The sequence below is a fragment of the Moraxella sp. ZY210820 genome (assembly GCF_030674635.1).
Lineage (GTDB): Bacteria > Pseudomonadota > Gammaproteobacteria > Pseudomonadales > Moraxellaceae > Acinetobacter.
Genome location: NZ_CP089978.1, coordinates 1,913,406 through 1,932,941 on the forward strand (window position 1 = coordinate 1,913,406; position 19,536 = coordinate 1,932,941).

Consider the following 19,536-nt stretch of genomic DNA (forward strand, 5'->3'; position numbering starts at 1 on the left):
TAATTTCATAAAAATAACCTATTATTATCAATAGGTTATTTTTAAATTTTAACTTAACGTGCACGGTAAGTAATACGCCCTTTGGTCAAATCGTATGGGGTCATTTCTACCTTTACACTATCCCCTGTTAAAATACGGATATAGTGTTTACGCATTTTACCCGAAATATGAGCAATCACTTCATGACCGTTTTCTAAACGTACACGGAACATAGTATTTGGCAACGTTTCTGTAACAACGCCTTCAAATTCTAATAAATCTTCTTTACTGGCCATAGCCTACCTAAATGTATAATAAAAATTAGACAAGATTATAGGTAAATATTAACAAAATTGCAAGAATTTATTTGTATAAAACATATACAAATCTACAAAAATAGCGTTGCATTTCCTTGTAAAACTTGTCAATATAGTCAATAACGTATGTAATATTACATAATTTTTAAAATGAAATGTGGATACAATAACCATGACTCAACCAACCGATGCATCTATTTTACTACGTCTCGCCTATCAAGCTATACGCAAGGCAAATTTACCAGTCGATGAAATTTTACTCAAAGCAGGTATTACTTTAAATCAAATGGACAGTAAAATTCGCACCCCTATCTCCACACAATTAGCATTTTGGGGAGCATTGGAAGAGATTACTGGCGACCCTGATATAGGCTTACATCTAGGCGAACATTTGCCATTATATCGTGGACAAGTAATTGAGCATTTATTCGTCAGTAGTGGTACTTTTGGCGAAGGTTTACGCCGTGCTTTGGCTTATCAACGTTTAATTAGTGATTCATTTCAAGCACAATTGGTCGTAGAAGATGGTTTATGCTACCTGACTAATGGCTTACAATCATCGCCAAATACGAAAATTAATCGCTGTTTTTCTGAAAGTGCCATGTGTGGTATTTTAAGATTTTTTAAATTTATTACTGAAGGTTATTTCCAGCCTACTTTTATCGAATTTAATTTTGAGCAAGGGGCAAGCGATGAAGAATATCTGCGTGTTTACGAATGCCCTGTCAGTTTAGGACAAAAAGAAACTCGTTTGTATTTTGATAGCAGTATTTTAAACTACGAATTATGGCAGGCAGAGCCTGAATTATTACAATTACATGAGCAATTAGCACTTGAAAAACTACAAGAATTAGCACGCTATGATTTAGTTGATGATGTCCGCCGTGTAATTGGTGCAAGTTTAGAAAGTGGAGAAACTACTTTGGAAACAGTTGCCAAACAATTAAACATGACACCACGCCGTTTACGTTCGCAACTTAGCGAAGCAGATACAAGTTTTCAGCAAATTTTATCAGGCTATCGTTGTAGATTAGCCAAAAAATTATTGGCAAACAGCAATGAAAGTGTTGAAGAAATCGTCTATTTAACAGGTTTTTCTGAACCAAGCACCTTTTATCGAGCCTTTAAACGTTGGACAAATGAAACACCTGTAGAATATCGTAAACGTAAACAATCTCAAAGTTTATAATCCATACATTATTAGAGATGACTAAAGACTTTGTATGATATTGTATAATATATAATCAACACAATATCATGGTATTCTAATACGATATTTTCACTTATTTGTATCAAAAGGATAAAGTCATGCTCATTTAAGCTGAAAGCAAAAACTTAGCTGATTGATAGTTGATTTATCAGTATTCATATTCTCACATCAACAATAGATAAAATTTATAATCCATTGTTGATGTTTGACTTTACCCTACCCTACCGTTTCACTTAAGCAAACCAATTCACCATCGACAAAAACGGTTGTTTTAAACCAATCAACCATTTCAGGAATTTGTTGTAACACCTGATTATTTTTTTCAGCAAACATCTGATAAATAAAATCTACCTTTTGTGATTCTTCAACCTTAAAAGTATCAAACAAATTGGTATATTCATTATTTTTGATATTTAACACATAATTTACTGTACGTTGTCCTGTAGAAACAATCGTTTTATTTTGCAATTGACATTGTTTAAATACCATATAATCATTCAGTTTACTTTGCACCCAGTAATGAGCCAATGCTTGTGCTGTTTGCAGTGTCATTGCTAAACAATTGGTATCTACATGACCTTGGCGATGCATGAAAGAATATAAATCAGCCGTAATCTGATTAAACTTAAATGAATAATTGATTTGTCTAAATCCCCAAAAACCTAAAGATTCAGTATTATCATTGCATAAATATTGTCCATCTTCCATCACAAAACGGCGTAAATTATAAACTACTCCTACATTTTCATAGCTATTAAAACCATCAACGATATTTTGTACATGGTCATTATCATACCAGTTATCATCATCTAAATAGCATATGATTTCTTCTTGAACTAAAAACGGAGCAATCGCATTAATTGAACTATTCGTCCAACCATCAGCTCCTGTATTCATCGGCAAGAATGTAAAAATTACTTCTGGATATTTGGTTTGTAATGGTTTTACTTTATCAAAATATTGTTCACCATCAACAAAAACATAATGCTTACAAGGATAACTTTGCTGTTGTACACTTTCTATTGCCCGTTCTAATTCAGCTCGCCCAATAGTTGATGTAACCACTGCAACACTTTTTGTTTTCAGTACATCTGACCATGTTTTTTGTTGATAATGTTGATAACGTTGTAAATTTGGATAATTTGGATTTTGCTCAATATCTAAACCATAAGGTTTTTTAGAGCCTGTAAAATGTAAGACTGCTGCTTGCTTATTGGGCAAACCCGATTGAGCATCAGATTGTACATTATATTGTAACGGTAGTTTAAGCCACTGTTGTTTAAAGGCTAAATTAAATACATCTTGATCAGCAAATTTTAATTCTTCTGCATAAAGGAGAGTTTTGTTGATAAAACGTTGTTTATAATCTTTATTTTTCCATTGTTTTGCATTTATATAGAGTACACCTGCATTAAAATAATCATCTTCACCAAATTTTTGTACATGATGTTTCATCTGTTTAACATAAACATCTGGTACGGCTGCTAATGCATAATCTTGGAACTCTGCCCATGTAAATGGTTCTAAAATATTACGTACCACCAGTATATCGCAATCTAAATATAACCAATAATCACTATAGCCATATTCAAATAAATCTTCAATCGCATAACGTAAATAAGTTGCTGGACTAATGTAATCATGAGATTTAAAATTATCTGGTACAGTCATTTGAAAAAATTTAATATCGATAATTTTATCTTTTAAATAATAAGTCAATTCACCTTTAAATGTTTCATCTAAATCTTCATTAGACAACACAAAAATAGCCAAATTGCGTTGATAACAACATAAAGATTTTAACATTACTTTTGCCATATCCTGATAATTTTTATCTAATGCAATTACCACATTTACTGGTTCAGTCATGTACATTTTTATATCTCAAACTATTCTAACGTGAGTTCGGGGCATTTTAAAATGTAACTATTTGATATTAAATAAAAATAGATTAAATTGATGAAGAGTAGGGTTGAGAAACATCGTTTCGCAAGACACACCTTTATATAAATTTTCATCAAATTGTGCGTAATACGCACTCTACTTAATCTTTATATTTCAATAAGTTGCAAAATTTAATTTAAGCCGAATTCACGTTATTCTACTATTATTACTATAATAGCATTAATGGTTACTCAACACTATACGCTATCATAACATACAAACGCATAAACTTAATACACAAATATCATGTTAATTCACTGCTCGTGCCTTTTTTACCTTCTTTTCACTCGGTTTAAAGTTGATAATTACATCGCTTGGGTCATGATTGATACGAGTCTTCTTATCGACTTGAAGCACCAAACCCACCATCACTGCACACGCCCATAATGATGAACCACCATAGCTAATAAATGGTAAAGTCAAACCTTTAGTTGGTAACATACCTAAGGTCATTCCCACATTAACTACAATTTGAATCACAAAGATTAAACTCACCGCATAAGCTAAATAACCTGCTTTTAGATAATTTTTCTTAAGTGCATTTTGCCCTATTACCATACAACTCGCTGCCATCGTAAAGGATAAAATAAGAATAAATGCAACTCCGACAAACCCAAATTCTTCGCCTAAAATTGCCAACATAAAGTCAGTATGAGCTTCAGGTAAATAAGATAATTTTTGTACACTTTGCCCTAACCCAACCCCAGTCCAATCACCTAAACCATATGCCATCAATGAGTTTGAAAGCTGATAACCTGAGCCATATTGATCTTCAAATGGACGTGTAAAACTCAATAAACGTTCTAAACGATAAGATTTCGATAGCACACCAATCGCAATCACGACCACAGCAAATGCGGTCGTATATAAAAACTGCTTAATAGGAGCACCTGCTAGATAGAATATACCTAATGCCATGCCCCCAATCACCACTGCTGCACCCAAATCAGGTTCAGCAGCAATCAAGAGAACCATCAAACCAAAAGCTATACTCAAACGTGTCAGACTATAACCAAAGTTACTTTTCACTTCTTTATCACGGCGAACCACATAATCCGCCATAAAAATCGCCATCGCAACTTTTGCTAGTTCTGTCGGTTGGAAATTCATAATGCCTAAATTTAGCCATCGTGTTGAACCATTTTTTTCAATCCCAATCACAAGAACCAAAAGTAAAGCAAATAGTGCTATTAGATAAATTAAGACTGTATTTTCAAACAGATAGGTATCTTTGATGGTATAACAAAAATAAGCACTCGCAAAAGCAAATATGATAGCAAAGACATGACGTATCACGAAAAAATAAGGTGTATTCGCACCTATACTTTCCGCATAAGGCATAGAAGCTGATGCAACCATAATAGTACCAATACTCAACAAAGTCATTACACAAAACATCAACACATAACGTGCTGATATTTCAGATGGAAACTTGTTGCCTATCCAAGCAAGTGCTTGTGCAAAATATTTTAGTCCTTTTTGACAAAAATTAGTCAAAGGCTGTAAATAGTTTTGAAATGACATTGCTTATCCTACTAATTGTTGCACATATTCTACAAATTTGCGACCACGCTCAGGATAGCCACTAAACATATCAAAACTTGCACAAGCAGGCGATAGTAACACCACATCATTAACCTGTGTGTGTTGCTGACAAATTTCTACTGCTTGTTGTAGGCTATCAGCAAATATAAAAGTTACGTTTTTGACTAAAGCCAAATCCTGATGAATTTTTTTCGCATCTTCGCCAATTAAAACAACAACTTTTACATAAGATTGTACCGCTTGAGCCAATAAACTAAAATCCTGCCCTTTACCTTGTCCCCCCAGAATTAAAGCTAATTTTCCACCTTTGATTTGTGTTGATTTACCTAAACCATCAATAGCAGCTAAAGTTGCACCAACATTCGTTCCTTTAGAATCATTATAATAACGCACGCCATAAACTTCACTAACATATTGACAACGATGTTCTAAGCCTTTGAATTGTTTTGCTGTTGTAATCATGCTGTTTAAATCTAAACCAATACTTTCACCTAATGCAAAACAAGCTAAGACATTGGCAATATTATGTGTGCCTTGTATGTACAATTCATCACTACGCATCAAACGCTGTTGCCCACGCATTAACCATATGCCATCTTGCTCAAAAGATACGCCATATTGCCCATTTTGTGGCTCATCAATACCAAAACTGATTTTTGGTACAGAAATATCCGTTTGTGTTGCTATATCATCACGGTTAAAAACGATATGTTTTGCACCTTGAAAAATACGATGTTTGATATTTTGATAATGTGCCATATCACCATGTCGGTCAAGATGGTCTTCACTCATATTTAAAATAATCGCAACTTCAGCATTTAAATCGGTGGTGGTTTCTAGCTGAAAACTAGATAATTCTAAAACCAATAATTCAGGATTATCATTAAGCAAATCTAAAGCAGGGCGACCCAAATTACCGCCTACTGCTACTTTTTTACCTGTATTATGTATCATTTCGCCAATTAATGTGGTAACGGTACTTTTCGCATTTGAACCTGTAATCGCAATCAGCGGAATATCTGTAGCACGGCGTAATAATTGAATTTCACTAATAACGGGAATACCTTGAGCAATCGCTTGTTGAATTTCTACTGTTTCCACTGCCAAACCCGGACTGATAATAATTTCCTCTGCTTGTAATAATAAATCTAAATCAATTTTACCAAATGATGTTTGTACATCAGCAGGAATTTGCTCACAACCGGGCGGTGTAACACGAGAATCTGTTACCGCAACTTGATATCCTTGCTGATGTAAAAAATTAATCGCAGATACACCTGAAATCCCTAACCCTACCACGACTTTTAAACCATGCTGTTGTTGCATATACCACCTATTTATTTACTCAATAAAATTTATCTATTTTATCATGCCTAAGTTTATAAATGGAGATTTTCTTCACACTTTATCAAGAAAATCCAGTATAAAAATCCTACTATTTTCTTTAATTTATTGTTTAAAAATGTTAAAATTATAATATCATTTAGATAGAGGTATTTCCTATGACTCAAGTGAATCAAATTGGTCTTGAACAGGCTGATATGAAACCTGTGATTGCCAAATTAAATCAATTATTATCAAGCTACCACATTTTTTATATCAATGTGCGTGGTTATCATTGGAACGTAAAAGGCGAGCATTTCTTCTCTTTACATACAAAGTTTGAAGAGTTATATACTGAATTGCAATTACAAATCGATGCAATTGCAGAGCGTATTTTAACTTTAGGCGGTACACCACTTCATGCATATAGCGATTTTGCTCAAAACTCAAGCGTAAAAGAACATAAAACTGTTTTTGATGGTCGTGAATGTGTTATTGGTTTGGTTGATGGCTTAAATGCCCTAATTAGCGAACAGCGTACATTAGCAGAAATTGCTGAACAAGCAGGCGACCAAGGTTCTGCTGATTTAGTCAATGAATATGTACAAGAGCAAGAAAAAATGGTTTGGATGTATAATGCGTTCTTAGGTAAATAAGCTAAGTTAGTATTATCGATAATGATGTTATTTGTCATGAATAACATCATTTTTTTTAAGGGAAATAAATATGAATAATTCTCAATCCAATTCTCAACAAGAGCAATCTACAACACAAATTGCATTATGGAATCCTAATGTTGCTGGATTATGGTCAATTATTGTTCCATTTTTTGGAGCATGGATACATGCAAAAAATTGGCAAACTTTAGGCAATGATAAACTCTGCAAATATAATCAATATTATGTTTTGGCGATGATATTTTCCATGTTGGCAAACAGAATATTTGATATGTTCACAGGTTTTGAATCTCGCCCTACATTAGTCGCAATTTTATTGATTATCTGGTACTTTCATTTAGGCAGAAAACAAACTGAATTTATAACTCAACATTATACACATTATCAACGTAAATCTTGGCTTAAACCGATAATGATTGGACAAGTAGGCTTTATCGTTTTATGGACTAGTATCAGTCAAATATTGATTATAAGTTTTAACCATCTAGGAATTTTACATGAATCTTGGTATGAATAATTTGAGTGTAAATATTCATCTATAAGTTTTCATTGACACTCATACAAGCCTATAGTACGATGGTTATATGAGTTAAACAAACAAAAACTAGGTTATTCAACCATGATTAAAATCATCTATGATGCGAACAAAGCTCAAAGTAATCTGATAAAGCATGGTGTCAATTTTGAAGATGCAAAACAAGCATTATTTGACCCCCATGCTTTAGTTAGTGAAGATAACGACCATGATGAAGCACGATTTGTTTTAGTTGGTATGGCTCATAAATTATTAGTTGTCGTTTATTGTTATCTCGATGATGATAATATTATTCGGTTAATTTCAGCAAGAACTGCCACAAAAATGGAGCGTAAAGCCTATGAAAGCGGAATATGATTTTTCTCAAGCCAAAAGAGCTACGCAAGTTCCACACCTAAACCGCTTGCGTGAACAACAATTACTCGATGAAGACGTAACACAATGGTTAAGCCAACAAGATAGCCAAACCAAAAGCTATATTAGTGAAATGATACGTCAAATTATCGCTATTAAACAACCTGCCCAATCCTAACCATCTCATAAAAAATATACCCCAATGGCTTCACCATCGGGGTATTTTTATCAAAATGACTTTTTATTTCCACTTGACCGAGCTAACTTGTGTTGGTGCATCATCAGCTTTACAGCCACAGCCACCACCGCAACCCATCGACATAGGCGGACGGAGCCATTTGGCTAAACCTTGCCAACCTTGTGTTTGACAATAATTCGCCAGTTGATTAAATGTACGATTATAGCTGCTTGGGAATACTTTTTTAAATACAATATAAATACTCCACAGCATGATTAAACCAATAATCAAATATTCAAGCATTTTATACTCCTATTAACTGGTCAAACTGAGCGTAATTTGATACGCCAATAATGACATAATATAGGCTAATGCAAATAAATACAATGTCATAATGCCCGTGATTTTCCACGATTGCGTCTCACGTTTGACCGTTGCCAATGTCGATAAACAGTGCGGTGCATAAATAAACCACACCAATAATGAAATCCCAGTGGCAAAGCTCCACGCCAAATCACCTTGCGTAATTAAGCTTGATAAACCTTCCGCAATCGCATCATCATCAGCACCAGATAACGAATATACCGTACCTAAAGCTGCAATCACCACTTCACGAGCTGCCATCGCTGGAATTAACGCAATCGCAATTTGCCAGTTAAAGCCAATTGGTGCAAAAATTGGTTGTAATAAATGCCCCAACATCCCCGCAAAACTATAATCAATCGCTGGCATGGTGGCATTTTCTGGCGGTTGTGGGAAAGTACATAAGAACCATAAAATCACCACTAAAGCGAAAATAATTGTGCCTACACGTTTTAAAAAGATTTTAGTTCGTTCTAATAAACCAATACCAACACTTTTTAAATTTGGGAATCGATAACTTGGTAATTCCATCATCAATAAATGTTGTGATTTATCTTTGCGTAATAGTTTCATCACAAACGCAACCACTAAGGCACTCACAATCCCGCCCATATACAAGCCAAATAAAACTAAGCCTTGTAAATTAAACACACCCATCACATTTTCATCAGGAATAAATGCCCCAATCAATAGTGTATAAACAGGTAAACGAGCCGAGCAAGTCATCAATGGAGCAACCATAATCGTGGTTAATCGGTCGCGTGGGTCGCTAATGGTACGAGCTGCCATTACCCCTGGCACGGCACAGGCAAAACTCGATAATAATGGAATAAATGAACGTCCGCTTAAACCTGCTTTGAACATCAATTTATCTAATAAAAATGCTGCACGTGGTAAATATCCCGATTCTTCTAACATCAAAATAAAGAAGAATAAAATGATAATTTGCGGTAAGAATACCACTACACTGCCTGCACCGTTGATAAAACCATCAACCACTAAACTGCTTAATAAACCATCACCGAGCATTTCACCTACTTTTTCACCAAGCCAGCCGAAAAAGTCTTCAATCCAGCCAATAAACGGTTCAGCCCACGCAAATACCGCTTGGAAAATAATAAACATCAAGACAGTTAAAGTGATTAAACCAAATACAGGATGCAAGAAAATACCATCTAAAAAGTCGGTACGTTTATCTTCGGCATCGGCAAAACTCATCACATCGGCGAGAATGGCTTCAATTTGCTGTCCGTGTTGTTGTTCATTTAAATTTAAAGTATTGAGTTCTAAATGCGGTAAATCATATTGTCCTTGCTGTAATGCAGAAATCAGATTTTCTACACCCGAACGCCGTGTTGCCACCGTTTCTACCACAGGAATACCTAGACGTTCAGACAATTTTTGTACATTGATGTTGATACCACGTCTGCGGGCTTCATCCATCATATTTAAAACCAATAAGACAGGACGATTTAATGCAATCATCTCCAAAACTAATTTTAAATTGAGTTTTAAGTTAGTCGCATCAACAATCAATAAAAACGCATCTTGATGGGCTTCTTCCGCAATTTCACCCATACACACACGGCGAGTCACTTCTTCATCTGGACTACTGGCATTGAGACTGTATGTCCCCGGTAAATCCAAAATACGCACTTGTTGCCCTGAGGCAAGGCTAAAAAAACCTTCTTTACGTTCAACGGTTACGCCTGCATAGTTACCCACTTTTTGCTTTGCACCAGTGAGTTGGTTAAATAATGATGTTTTTCCGCAGTTTGGATTGCCCACCAACGCCACTTTTAACAAATCTTGGCTCATGCCGATACTCCTTCCACTTCAATGCGTTCGGCTTCAGTTTTGCGTAACGCAAAGCGAGTAAAACCGATTTGCACCAAAATCGGCTCACCGCCAAACATACCTTTGGTGATGACTTTTACTGGTGTTCCCACTAAAAAGCCCAAAACTTCTAAGCGGTTGGCAACAATATCGGGCTGAGTTGTTGCATCTTGTATAATGCCACTTATCGTGGCGGATTGTTTTGCTTTTAAATCTGAAAGTCGCACGACTTAACTACCATTATTTCTTATTTCGAGGCAGTATTATAAAACTAAACTAGAATATTTTCCAAATATTATTGTAAATTATTCTTGTTTATTCATCATTTAAACCATTATTCACTATAAATGATATTTAAGTTATTACTCTTGTGTAAGAGCTAATGATTATTAGCCCGTATATTGTAAGCTGAGAATGGAGTGATAATAGAAATTAATCCAATATCACATACTTTTTTTTAATATTATGCTGAAATTCTACAGGTAAATCTTCCCAATTATGTATATCAATCAGCATGGGCAAAGTACTATTTTTTAAGCTATCCACACAATTTTGAAAGCTAATTTTATCTTTTACACCATGTACCACCAAATCTAAATCACTGCCATCATGGGCAGTACCTTTAACTCGGCTACCATACGCCCACACTTCACAATCAGGTAAATGCATCTTTAATATCTGTTGTAACATCGCTAAATGTCGTGGTTTCAAATACAAATCATTCTGCGTGTTCATCAAAAATTCGTTCCATAGTCTCTGCTAAAGCACGCACATCTTGTAAATAGTCAGGTAATAACACTAACGTTTTTTCAGCAAATTGCACTCCATAATCATGAGCTGTATTATTACGATTCGCTCGATAATTCAACCAACGCTCAATGCTTGCTTCATCTAAAATATCATGTTTATAAGCCATACGAAATACATCATTAAACACAAGTCGGTCAATTTCTTTAGGAGAACCTGCATAGAGTTTTAATAATTTTCTCAATAACTTACCTGATGTTTCTAAAGATAATTCAAAACTTTTAATACAAGCATTACGGAATAAATCATATAATACCGTATTTTCAGCAGGTGTTGTTTGTAAATGAATAATTGCTTGTTCTAACGTATCTGCCGTGTGGCGTAAATGTTGTACAGATAAAGACATTTTACATACCTAATCAACAAAATATAATTTAGGCTTTTTAGCATGTTCTACTTTCTTTAAAACATCAAATGTTAAAGCATTAAAATCATCTTCATAAAACCCTAATTCTTCAAACATTTGCTCTTTACTAAAATTTGGTTGTGATGTTAATAGTTGCATAATTTTTGGCAACATTACACTTTCATCGCGATGTGTTTCTTCAGGTTCATTTATATGATAACCTAAAATATTTATTTGTGATGAAATAGTACGATAACTCCATTCACTAATTAAACCTAATTTATGTGCTTTATAAGCTACTGCTTTAAGTGAAGTTCTCCATATTTTTTTTATACCCATCATATTTTCTAATGATAAATAACGTGAGCAACTTGCCCTAAATGCTTCCTCAGGCATTAAAAACTCCGAAGCAAATAAATTTGCCTCTTTCTCTAAACTTTTATAGTTTCTATTTTTTTTTATTTCTTTATAATAGATATGCATCATAATATGCCCCAATTCATGAGCACAATCAAAACGAACTCGTTCTGCCGATTTAAATGTATTTAAAAATATAATCGGACAACCATTTTCTTCATCAAAAAATGAAAGTGCATCTACTTCATGAATTTCTGTAGGTAATTGAAACACTCTTATACCTTGTAATTCGCATAATGCTACAATATTGTTTATTGGTTGAACACCTAAACCCCATTTACTACGCAAATCATAAACAAGATTAAGTATTTCATGACTATTTATCATGTCATCATCAATGGAAGTATTTTTATTAACTTCATATAAATTACTACCTAATTCTAATAAACTCAGATTAAATTTCGGTAAATCTAATCTCTTCATAAAATATTGATTGATTTTCTTAGCCGATTTTGTATTACTCTGATTTTGACGCTTATACGATGCCTTAATTCTAGCACCAGAACGATAAAAAATTTCATCTTCTACAACAGCTTCTAATTCATCATCAATAAAGAAAGATTGTGGTAAATTAAGAACCTGACAAATTTTTTCTATATCTTGTGATGATATATCTTTATTTTCATCAAGCAATAACTTAACTTTAGACACAGAACACCCCAATAATTCCGCAAAAGCAGAATTATTGAGCTGTCTTAAATCCATCGCAAGACGCAAGTTTTTCTTACTAAATGACATCACTAAAACCAAATAAACTAACCAATAAATTTCAAATTTAGTTCAAAACTATCTTCAGTGATTTCTTCAGTTGGAGTAAAATCAGGTTTGTCTTTAAATTTCATAGATTGGCTAAGTGCTTCAGTATCAATAAAATGAATAATACGGCAACCATATTTATTAGGTATAACTTTGATTTTTCCATCTTTTGTTTCCCTTACCGAATAGCCGATAGGATAGGCTATTTCAATAGGGATAGATAGACTGTTTTTACTTCTATATTGCTCATTACCTAACGATGGAATATATAAAATAAAGGTACGCAATGCTGTCTTATCTAGATAATCCAATGGATTATTATCAATACATTTCTGTGTCATCCCTCCTTTTTCAGACTTAGGTTTAAGTAATTCATCTACATTGCCTAATCCTGAATTGGCAGTCATTACAATAAATTGAATATTCTTTTCTCTATTGTAAATTCTAGGTTGCCCATACTCTTTAACATATTCGAAATTAGGTAAAGAACTCAAATTACGCATGAAATGTTCAACAACATCACCCCAACGAGCAACGCCAATCGTTGAGTTATACTTAGCTATTTTTGCCTTAACCAAATTTGCAACAGCCGAAAGAACTCCTTGCAATTCTTCTACATCAACTCCTACAATCTCTTTCGACTTAGAAATAGCTTCATCTTGCATAAAAATATGACATTCAACATCATCTTTTTTAACATCATATAAATCTAATTGGACTAATTTAAGCATAAAATCTCCTAAAACTACAAATTTTAGCCATTATACAACATCAATTGATGTTATGAAAAGGATAATTAAAACTAAATAGAATATTTTTAAATCAAAAAAACCGCTTATCTTGACGTTCACGTTTCGGTAATCGTTGTAATTGAGCCAATACTTGTTCAGCAATGGCGATATAATGTTCAGTCGCTTCATCGCCTGCAATCATACTAGGTTTACCTTCATCAACATTTTTACGGATTTCTAAGCTCAATGGAATATGCCCTAACATTGGCACTTGATAACGTTCAGCCAAATCATCGCCACCAGCTTCACCAAAAATATGTTCTTCCGCACCACAATTTGAACAAATATGATACGACATATTTTCCACTACACCAAGCACAGGAATAGACACTTTATTAAATAATTCAATACCTTTCTGTGCATCCAGTAAAGCGATATTTTGTGGTGTAGTTACAATAACGGCACCATTAACAGGAATACGTTGTGCTAAAGTTAATTGAATATCGCCTGTACCGGGTGGCATATCAATCACTAAAATATCTAAATCAGGCCATAAAGTCTGATTAAACATTTGCATTAATGCTCCTGTCGCTTTTGCTCCACGCCATGCAATCGGTGTAGTATCATCGCCTGTTAAATGTCCTATCGATAAAGTTGGCATACCATAGGCTTCAAGCGGAATAAACCGCTCGTGTTCAATTTGTGGCGTTTTGCCAGCATTCCCCAACATGGTTGGAATACTAGGTCCATAAATATCCGCATCTAATACACCGATTTTTAAACCTAATTGCTGTAAAGCCAATGCCAAATTCACTGTAGTCGTTGATTTACCAACACCACCCTTACCTGACGACACAACAATCACTTGCTTAATGCGTGGATGAGCAGGTACACTTTGTTGTGTTGGTGCTTTTTGTGTAATCGGTGGATTATTGGGGTCATAGTGTTGTGCATCGGCATTTGTGCTTTGTGATGAATGCTCAGTTTGATGATCAACTTTATTTTTCTTTTCAACAACATGCAAATTTAAGGTTTGAATACCACATTTTTGTAACTGTTCCACCAAACCATCATGTAAGGCTTGTAAACTATCTTTTTCATCACTATAAATAAAAATATGTAACTGTAAAGTCGTTTGTTCAACTTGAATTTGCTTTACACGCTCCATTAATGGCACATGATTTGCCATTTGATATTGCTGTAATACCTGTTGTATTTCAGTTTCATTAATTTCAGGAGCAGGATTAAATACCGCTTTTAGTGAAGATAACCAAGACATCTATTATTCCTTTTCATCATGTGGAAATGGGCGTAATTTATCAGCTTCAGCCCATGCACACACCCATTCAGGCAATTCAAGTTCATTTAATTTAATATCCATTGCTTGAAAAACTTTTTCTGTTTCAATCACTTTTCCTGTCATAAGATTGGTTACACCTGTACGCAATAAAGCATGAGACGTGGCTTTACCTTTAACCCACATAGTTTGCTCAATATACAACCAACGCTGATCAGTACCTAAAAATCGTGTTTTGATAGTAACTTTATCAAATAACCGAATACGTTTACGATATTGAATCGTACTCCCTGCAACAACTAGCCCCCATTTATTCTGTAATAATTTTTTACCTAGACCTGTACGAATAGCAAAATCAAATCGTCCTAAATCAAATAGGGTAAAAATACGCCCATTGTTCATCTCTAAAAAGTTATCAATATCATTAAAATTACTCATCGTCGTAATTTCACTGGTATCATAAATCGATAACGTTTTACCACGCATACTGTTAAATGTACTTTGAGCTAAAGTTTTCCCAAAACGTAAAAATGGATACATATTCAACACTAAATTACTATAAAAATGATATTTGATTATAAAATAGAATGCTGTATTTTGCCTATATTTTTAGTGCAAATAATATGAATAATTGCAATTTTAATACACGTTATTTTGCAGACTTATTTAATATTGACTATATTTTAATAGCTTAATATATTGATTATTCTCAGCTTAAAAAATGTAAGGGCAAAAATATTTCACCCTCACATAACATCAATCACTTATAATCAATTAAAACTTATTTATAACCTGCTTTTTTCATCAACATAATGGCTTTCATTTGATTTTGACCAGCAACTGATACATTGATAAAGTCTTGCTTAAATGTTCCCCATTTTGCTACAAGTGGTGCATTGCTCGCACGCACACTCGCAGGATATTCATAATTATTACCCGCAAAAATGGCTTGTGCTTCATTGCTAGATAACCATTCAATAAATTTTTGTGCTTCTACAGGATTTTTACTAAATTTTACCACGCCTGCACCTGACACATTAACATGAGTACCTTTAGCATTTTGATTCGCAAAGAATGCTTTCACATTAATATTTGGATTATCCGCCACTAAACGACCAAAATAATAAGTATTGGCAATACCCACATCACATTGCCCTGCATCAATCGCTTTTAATAAAGCTGTATCATTAGAAAATGGCTGAACCGCAAGGTTAGATACCCAACCTTTCACCACTTTTTCAGTATTTGCTAAACCATCATGAGCAATCATGGTCGCTACTAACGATTGGTTATAAACATTACCAGACGTACGCAAACATAACTTGCCTTTCCATTTTGGATGAGCTAAGTCTGCATAAGTTGAAAGCTGATTTGGATTCACTTTTTTCGGATTATAAAAAATCGTTCTTGCACGTACCGATAGACCAAACCAACGATTTTGTGGGTCACGTAAATGTGCAGGAATATTGCTCGTTAATACACTTGAATTAATTGGGCGGAACAAACCTGCTTGAGCAGCTTGCCACAAATTACCACCATCAACTGTTACTAAAATATCAGCTTTCGTATTTTTACCTTCAGCTTTTAATTTTTCCATTAATGAACCAGCATTACGGTCAGTTACTAGGGTAATTTTATGTCCTGTTTTTTTCTCATAAGTGCTGACTAATGGCTTTAACAACTCATCAGAACGAGCTGAATAAATCGTTAATTCAGCTGCAAAAGCAGGAGCAATCGTAGCAAAAGCGATTGAAGTAACCAATAATTTTTTAAGCATGACTAAAACTTCCTTTAACTAGAAATAATGATAACTTGGGCTATCATACTAAATTTTAAAATAATAAACAATAAAAGTTATCATTATCTTTTTATGTTATAATAAACGATTTTTAAAATCATTGGTTTGTGTTTGAGATAAACATGGGAAAACTCTCTATCCTACTGTCTCGCTTGTGGGTACTGTTGTGTGCTGTGCTAGTGGCTATTCCTGTGTCAGTTATTGTACTGGCACTTGGCGAGTTTGATGCTGAAATTTGGGAATTCTTATTAGAATTCCAATTACCCTTATTAATCAAAAATACAATTGTACTCGCTATTGGTGTGAGTATAGGTGTGCTATTTTTAGGCACAACGACCGCATGGTTGTTAGCAATGTATCGTTTTCCTTTATCAAAAACCTTGTCATGGGCAATGATGTTACCCCTTGCCGTACCTGCTTATGTACTTGCCTTTGTACAACTGGGTCTTTTTGAATATTCTGCACCAATTAGCACTTATTTACGAGAAGTACACGGTTTTGAACAAGGCTTACCTGATATTCGCAATGGCTTAGGTCTAACATTAGTGATGAGTCTTGCTTTCTATCCTTATGTCTATTTACTTGCCAAAAATGCTTTTGGTAGCATGGGTTCTCGTGCTTTAGAAGTTGGTGCTTCTCTTGGTTTATCGCCAATGCAATCTTTTATTAAAATTGCCCTGCCAATGGCTCGTCCATGGATAGCAGGTGGCTTAATGCTTGCTTTGATGGAAGTCTTAGCTGATTTTGGAGCAGTATCCATTTTTGGTTATGATACTTTTACCACAGCTATTTATGATTCTTGGTTTGGCTTCTTCTCCATCGAGACTGCAAAACAATTAGCCAGTTTACTTATTTTAGCTGTATTTGTGATGGTCGCATTAGAAGAATGGACACGACGTGGCAGACGTTTTGAAGAAGCTGGACGTGGCAACCAATATATACCTAAAACCTTAACAGGAATTAAAAAATATCTTGCGATGGGCTGGTGCTTACTTGTACTTGGCTTAGCATTTTTTATTCCTGTCGCTCAACTTAGCATTTGGGTATATCAAACTTGGCAAGGCGTGGATTTAGCAGAAGTTGCCTTACAAGCATGGCACTCTATATCTGTTGCATTCATGGCATCTTTTGCTGTTGCATTCGTAGCTTTACTTATTGCCTTAGCTCAACGACAAGATAATAGCCGTTTTACCTTACTTGCTACTAAACTTGCTTTAATGGGCTATACTATTCCGGGTACCGTATTAGCCGTTGGTATATTTGTGCCTGTCGCTTATTTAGATAATTTTTTAATTGAATGGCTTGCTCTTGGCGAAGAAACGACCGCTATTTTTAAAGGTACACTTTTAGTAATGGTTATTGCTTATTTAATCCGCTTTTTAGCACTCGGTTCATCAGCAATTTCAGCAGGTATGGAGCGAGTTAAACCATCACTGATCGAAACTTCACATTCTTTGGGCATATCAGGTTTTACTCTTGTGTGGCGAGTATATTTACCTATGCTTAAAGGAGCAGTTGGTGTAGCTTTACTAATGGTATTTGTCGATGTGATGAAAGAAATGCCAATTACGCTGATGATGCGTCCTTCTGACTGGGATATGCTTGCAGTACGCATTCATGCTTTTACGATGGAAGGTATTTATGATAGAGCAAGTTTACCCGCTCTGCTCATTGTGGCAGTAGGACTCATACCTGTGATTTGGTTTTCTAAACTTGGACAAAATAAAGTAGATAAATAAGGTTAATGTTATTAGCTTTATCATCAATAGTAAGTGTGTGATTTTAGGTGCATTTTAGGGTACATTCTTTTATAATACATTTAAGTCATTCTAAACTCATAGTAAGTTATTGATTTTGTGTAGGGGCGAATGATTATTCGCCCGTACAAAATTAAATATCTTAAATCATATCAATATACTATGATTTTAAGTTAAGAATGGGATTACATTTATCAATCATATCATAAGAATCTTTACAATGACCAATAGACTGCCAAAAAATGCTCTCATACAGGCATTACCACCGACTGTACAGCGTTTTATTGCTCGATTTTTTGTAACAAGAGCATTCGTATGGCTGATTTCTATTGTTTTTACACTCTTTGTAGGTGTAACAAGCTGTTGGTTACTCATGGCGTTATGGGTACATCAACCACTTGGCGAACTTGGCACTAAGATTTTTATGATATTTTGGGCGTGTTTAGCACTGAGTCTAACAGGCTTTTTTATTACACGTGCAGTGTTTAGACGACGTACTGATTTGGCAGTATACCTTGTTTGTTTTGGTTTGGCATTGGGGTGGTATTTTGCTATGCCTGCTAAAAATGACCGTATTTGGCATGATGAAGTTGCTAAAATTCTCCAATTTGAACAACAAGGTAATATCGTAACCTTACATAATGTGCGTAATTTTAATTGGCATACTATCGACAAATATGATATTCGATGGGAAACTCGCCAATATAATTTAAATGATCTTGAAAGTTTTGATATTATCATCTCTGATTGGGGACTCAATAAAATTGTGCATACGATGGCAAGTTTTGGCTTTAGAGATGGTCGTAAACTCAGCTTTTCCATTGAAATTCGCAAAGAGGCACACGAAAGTTTTTCCGCAATAGGAGGATTTTTCCGCCAATTTGAACTTGCACTTGTCGCAGGCGATGAAAAAGATTTACTCTATAGTCGCACCAATGTACGTGGTGAAGATGTCTATATTTACCCTGTAAACTTATCTAAAGAGAGTATGCTAAAATTATTTTTATTATACCTAGAAAAAGGCGAAAGCCTTAATCATGAAGCAAAATGGTACAACACGCTCACAAGTAATTGTAGTACACTGATTTTTGATATGATGGCACAAATTGAGCCAATCCCTATTGATTATCGTGCATTATTAGCGGGGTTATTACCCGAATATTTACTCGATGAACAGGCAATTGATACCCATTATACAGCAAAGCAATGGCGAACGATGGCTCATGCCAATCCACATGTAGCACATTTGACCCAAACTGATATAAACAGCAATGATTTTTCAATACTGATCAGACAAGGCTTACCTAAACCCTAAGATTTATCATATCAGTTATAATGCTTTAAATGATGATGAAATGTTATTTAT

At 34.5% G+C, this 19,536-nt stretch carries 21 protein-coding genes; 7 read left to right on the forward strand and 14 right to left on the reverse strand.

Features of this window, described 5'->3' with window-relative positions; translation table 11 throughout:
- Positions 1-53: 53 nt before the first annotated feature.
- The gene (gene infA / locus LU301_RS09480) at positions 54-275 is read right to left on the reverse strand and encodes a translation initiation factor IF-1 (protein ID WP_305270230.1); all 222 of its coding nucleotides are present in this window, start codon (positions 273-275) and stop codon (positions 54-56) included.
- A gap of 193 nt (positions 276-468) precedes the next feature.
- Between infA and LU301_RS09485 the strand changes: the two genes are divergently transcribed.
- Positions 469-1,485 carry an AraC family transcriptional regulator gene (locus LU301_RS09485; protein ID WP_305270232.1) on the forward strand — a complete coding sequence of 339 codons (1,017 nt, stop codon included), beginning with the start codon at positions 469-471 and terminating at the stop codon, positions 1,483-1,485.
- A gap of 237 nt (positions 1,486-1,722) precedes the next feature.
- Here the strand turns inward: LU301_RS09485 and LU301_RS09490 are convergent, their stop codons facing one another.
- The 3 genes from LU301_RS09490 to murD all read right to left on the reverse strand — a co-directional run bounded on the left by LU301_RS09490 (position 1,723) and on the right by murD (position 6,321).
- Positions 1,723-3,381 (reverse strand): glycosyltransferase family 8 protein, encoded by a 1,659-nt coding sequence (locus tag LU301_RS09490; RefSeq protein WP_305270234.1) that lies wholly within the window; start codon positions 3,379-3,381, stop codon positions 1,723-1,725.
- Between the two features lie 318 nt (positions 3,382-3,699).
- Complete coding sequence (gene ftsW / locus LU301_RS09495) at positions 3,700-4,947, reverse strand: putative lipid II flippase FtsW (protein WP_370692256.1); 1,248 nt, start codon at positions 4,945-4,947, stop codon at positions 3,700-3,702.
- A 30-nt stretch (positions 4,948-4,977) separates the two neighbouring features.
- Positions 4,978-6,321 carry a UDP-N-acetylmuramoyl-L-alanine--D-glutamate ligase gene (gene murD / locus LU301_RS09500; protein ID WP_305270238.1) on the reverse strand — a complete coding sequence of 448 codons (1,344 nt, stop codon included), beginning with the start codon at positions 6,319-6,321 and terminating at the stop codon, positions 4,978-4,980.
- 176 nt (positions 6,322-6,497) lie between these two features.
- Between murD and LU301_RS09505 the strand changes: the two genes are divergently transcribed.
- From LU301_RS09505 to LU301_RS09520, 4 genes are all read left to right on the forward strand, one after another.
- The gene (locus LU301_RS09505; RefSeq protein WP_305270240.1) at positions 6,498-6,974 is read left to right on the forward strand and encodes a Dps family protein; all 477 of its coding nucleotides are present in this window, start codon (positions 6,498-6,500) and stop codon (positions 6,972-6,974) included.
- Between the two features lie 70 nt (positions 6,975-7,044).
- Positions 7,045-7,512 (forward strand): hypothetical protein, encoded by a 468-nt coding sequence (locus LU301_RS09510; RefSeq protein ID WP_305270243.1) that lies wholly within the window; start codon positions 7,045-7,047, stop codon positions 7,510-7,512.
- A 102-nt stretch (positions 7,513-7,614) separates the two neighbouring features.
- Positions 7,615-7,887, forward strand: a complete 273-nt coding sequence (locus LU301_RS09515) for a BrnT family toxin (protein ID WP_305270245.1) — start codon at positions 7,615-7,617, stop codon at positions 7,885-7,887.
- Positions 7,871-8,062, forward strand: coding sequence for a hypothetical protein (locus LU301_RS09520; protein ID WP_305270247.1), 192 nt, complete (start codon positions 7,871-7,873; stop codon positions 8,060-8,062). Before LU301_RS09515 ends, LU301_RS09520 begins: the two co-directional genes overlap by 17 nt.
- 63 nt (positions 8,063-8,125) lie before the next feature.
- On the opposite strand, the gene LU301_RS09525 is transcribed toward LU301_RS09520, so the two are convergent.
- From LU301_RS09525 to LU301_RS09570, 10 genes are all read right to left on the reverse strand, one after another.
- The gene (locus LU301_RS09525; RefSeq protein ID WP_305270249.1) at positions 8,126-8,365 is read right to left on the reverse strand and encodes a DUF6587 family protein; all 240 of its coding nucleotides are present in this window, start codon (positions 8,363-8,365) and stop codon (positions 8,126-8,128) included.
- A gap of 12 nt (positions 8,366-8,377) precedes the next feature.
- Positions 8,378-10,243 (reverse strand): ferrous iron transporter B, encoded by a 1,866-nt coding sequence (feoB, locus tag LU301_RS09530; protein WP_305270251.1) that lies wholly within the window; start codon positions 10,241-10,243, stop codon positions 8,378-8,380.
- Complete coding sequence (locus LU301_RS09535) at positions 10,240-10,488, reverse strand: FeoA family protein (protein ID WP_305270253.1); 249 nt, start codon at positions 10,486-10,488, stop codon at positions 10,240-10,242. Before LU301_RS09535 ends, feoB begins: the two co-directional genes overlap by 4 nt.
- Positions 10,489-10,693: 205 nt before the next feature.
- Positions 10,694-10,996: a nucleotidyltransferase family protein gene (locus LU301_RS09540; protein ID WP_305270255.1), complete on the reverse strand. Its 303-nt coding sequence runs from the start codon at positions 10,994-10,996 to the stop codon at positions 10,694-10,696.
- Positions 10,980-11,414 carry a nucleotidyltransferase substrate binding protein gene (locus tag LU301_RS09545; protein WP_305270257.1) on the reverse strand — a complete coding sequence of 145 codons (435 nt, stop codon included), beginning with the start codon at positions 11,412-11,414 and terminating at the stop codon, positions 10,980-10,982. Before LU301_RS09545 ends, LU301_RS09540 begins: the two co-directional genes overlap by 17 nt.
- A gap of 9 nt (positions 11,415-11,423) precedes the next feature.
- Entirely contained in the window at positions 11,424-12,569 is a 1,146-nt protein-coding gene (locus LU301_RS09550) for an ImmA/IrrE family metallo-endopeptidase (protein ID WP_305270259.1), read from the reverse strand.
- 17 nt (positions 12,570-12,586) lie between these two features.
- Positions 12,587-13,318: a hypothetical protein gene (locus LU301_RS09555; RefSeq protein WP_305270261.1), complete on the reverse strand. Its 732-nt coding sequence runs from the start codon at positions 13,316-13,318 to the stop codon at positions 12,587-12,589.
- Positions 13,319-13,409: 91 nt separating this feature from the next.
- Positions 13,410-14,597 (reverse strand): iron-sulfur cluster carrier protein ApbC, encoded by a 1,188-nt coding sequence (gene apbC, locus LU301_RS09560; RefSeq protein WP_305270263.1) that lies wholly within the window; start codon positions 14,595-14,597, stop codon positions 13,410-13,412.
- Positions 14,598-14,600: 3 nt separating this feature from the next.
- Positions 14,601-15,155, reverse strand: coding sequence for an acyl-CoA thioesterase (locus tag LU301_RS09565; protein ID WP_305270265.1), 555 nt, complete (start codon positions 15,153-15,155; stop codon positions 14,601-14,603).
- Positions 15,156-15,396: 241 nt separating this feature from the next.
- A complete protein-coding gene (locus LU301_RS09570) occupies positions 15,397-16,392 on the reverse strand; it encodes an extracellular solute-binding protein (protein WP_305270266.1) in 996 nt (331 codons plus the stop codon).
- Between the two features lie 143 nt (positions 16,393-16,535).
- Here LU301_RS09570 and LU301_RS09575 point away from each other — a divergent pair, with 143 nt between their 5' ends.
- Both LU301_RS09575 and LU301_RS09580 read left to right on the forward strand, forming a co-directional pair.
- Entirely contained in the window at positions 16,536-18,152 is a 1,617-nt protein-coding gene (locus LU301_RS09575) for an ABC transporter permease (protein ID WP_305270268.1), read from the forward strand.
- Between the two features lie 238 nt (positions 18,153-18,390).
- Positions 18,391-19,485, forward strand: a complete 1,095-nt coding sequence (locus tag LU301_RS09580) for an Lnb N-terminal periplasmic domain-containing protein (protein WP_370692194.1) — start codon at positions 18,391-18,393, stop codon at positions 19,483-19,485.
- Positions 19,486-19,536: the final 51 nt, after the last annotated feature.

What these genes read in the sequence shown, in the direction of transcription:
- infA (WP_305270230.1), bottom strand. Translation starts at nt 275, where the DNA reads ATGGCCAGTAAAGAAGATTTATTAGAATTTGAAGGCGTTGTTACAGAA.
- LU301_RS09485 (WP_305270232.1), top strand. Translation starts at nt 469, where the DNA reads ATGACTCAACCAACCGATGCATCTATTTTACTACGTCTCGCCTATCAA.
- LU301_RS09490 (WP_305270234.1), bottom strand. Translation starts at nt 3,381, where the DNA reads ATGTACATGACTGAACCAGTAAATGTGGTAATTGCATTAGATAAAAAT.
- murD (WP_305270238.1), bottom strand. Translation starts at nt 6,321, where the DNA reads ATGCAACAACAGCATGGTTTAAAAGTCGTGGTAGGGTTAGGGATTTCA.
- LU301_RS09505 (WP_305270240.1), top strand. Translation starts at nt 6,498, where the DNA reads ATGACTCAAGTGAATCAAATTGGTCTTGAACAGGCTGATATGAAACCT.
- LU301_RS09510 (WP_305270243.1), top strand. Translation starts at nt 7,045, where the DNA reads ATGAATAATTCTCAATCCAATTCTCAACAAGAGCAATCTACAACACAA.
- LU301_RS09515 (WP_305270245.1), top strand. Translation starts at nt 7,615, where the DNA reads ATGATTAAAATCATCTATGATGCGAACAAAGCTCAAAGTAATCTGATA.
- LU301_RS09520 (WP_305270247.1), top strand. Translation starts at nt 7,871, where the DNA reads ATGAAAGCGGAATATGATTTTTCTCAAGCCAAAAGAGCTACGCAAGTT.
- LU301_RS09525 (WP_305270249.1), bottom strand. Translation starts at nt 8,365, where the DNA reads ATGCTTGAATATTTGATTATTGGTTTAATCATGCTGTGGAGTATTTAT.
- feoB (WP_305270251.1), bottom strand. Translation starts at nt 10,243, where the DNA reads ATGAGCCAAGATTTGTTAAAAGTGGCGTTGGTGGGCAATCCAAACTGC.
- LU301_RS09540 (WP_305270255.1), bottom strand. Translation starts at nt 10,996, where the DNA reads ATGAACACGCAGAATGATTTGTATTTGAAACCACGACATTTAGCGATG.
- LU301_RS09545 (WP_305270257.1), bottom strand. Translation starts at nt 11,414, where the DNA reads ATGTCTTTATCTGTACAACATTTACGCCACACGGCAGATACGTTAGAA.
- LU301_RS09550 (WP_305270259.1), bottom strand. Translation starts at nt 12,569, where the DNA reads ATGTCATTTAGTAAGAAAAACTTGCGTCTTGCGATGGATTTAAGACAG.
- LU301_RS09555 (WP_305270261.1), bottom strand. Translation starts at nt 13,318, where the DNA reads ATGCTTAAATTAGTCCAATTAGATTTATATGATGTTAAAAAAGATGAT.
- apbC (WP_305270263.1), bottom strand. Translation starts at nt 14,597, where the DNA reads ATGTCTTGGTTATCTTCACTAAAAGCGGTATTTAATCCTGCTCCTGAA.
- LU301_RS09565 (WP_305270265.1), bottom strand. Translation starts at nt 15,155, where the DNA reads ATGTATCCATTTTTACGTTTTGGGAAAACTTTAGCTCAAAGTACATTT.
- LU301_RS09570 (WP_305270266.1), bottom strand. Translation starts at nt 16,392, where the DNA reads ATGCTTAAAAAATTATTGGTTACTTCAATCGCTTTTGCTACGATTGCT.
- LU301_RS09575 (WP_305270268.1), top strand. Translation starts at nt 16,536, where the DNA reads ATGGGAAAACTCTCTATCCTACTGTCTCGCTTGTGGGTACTGTTGTGT.
- LU301_RS09580 (WP_370692194.1), top strand. Translation starts at nt 18,391, where the DNA reads ATGACCAATAGACTGCCAAAAAATGCTCTCATACAGGCATTACCACCG.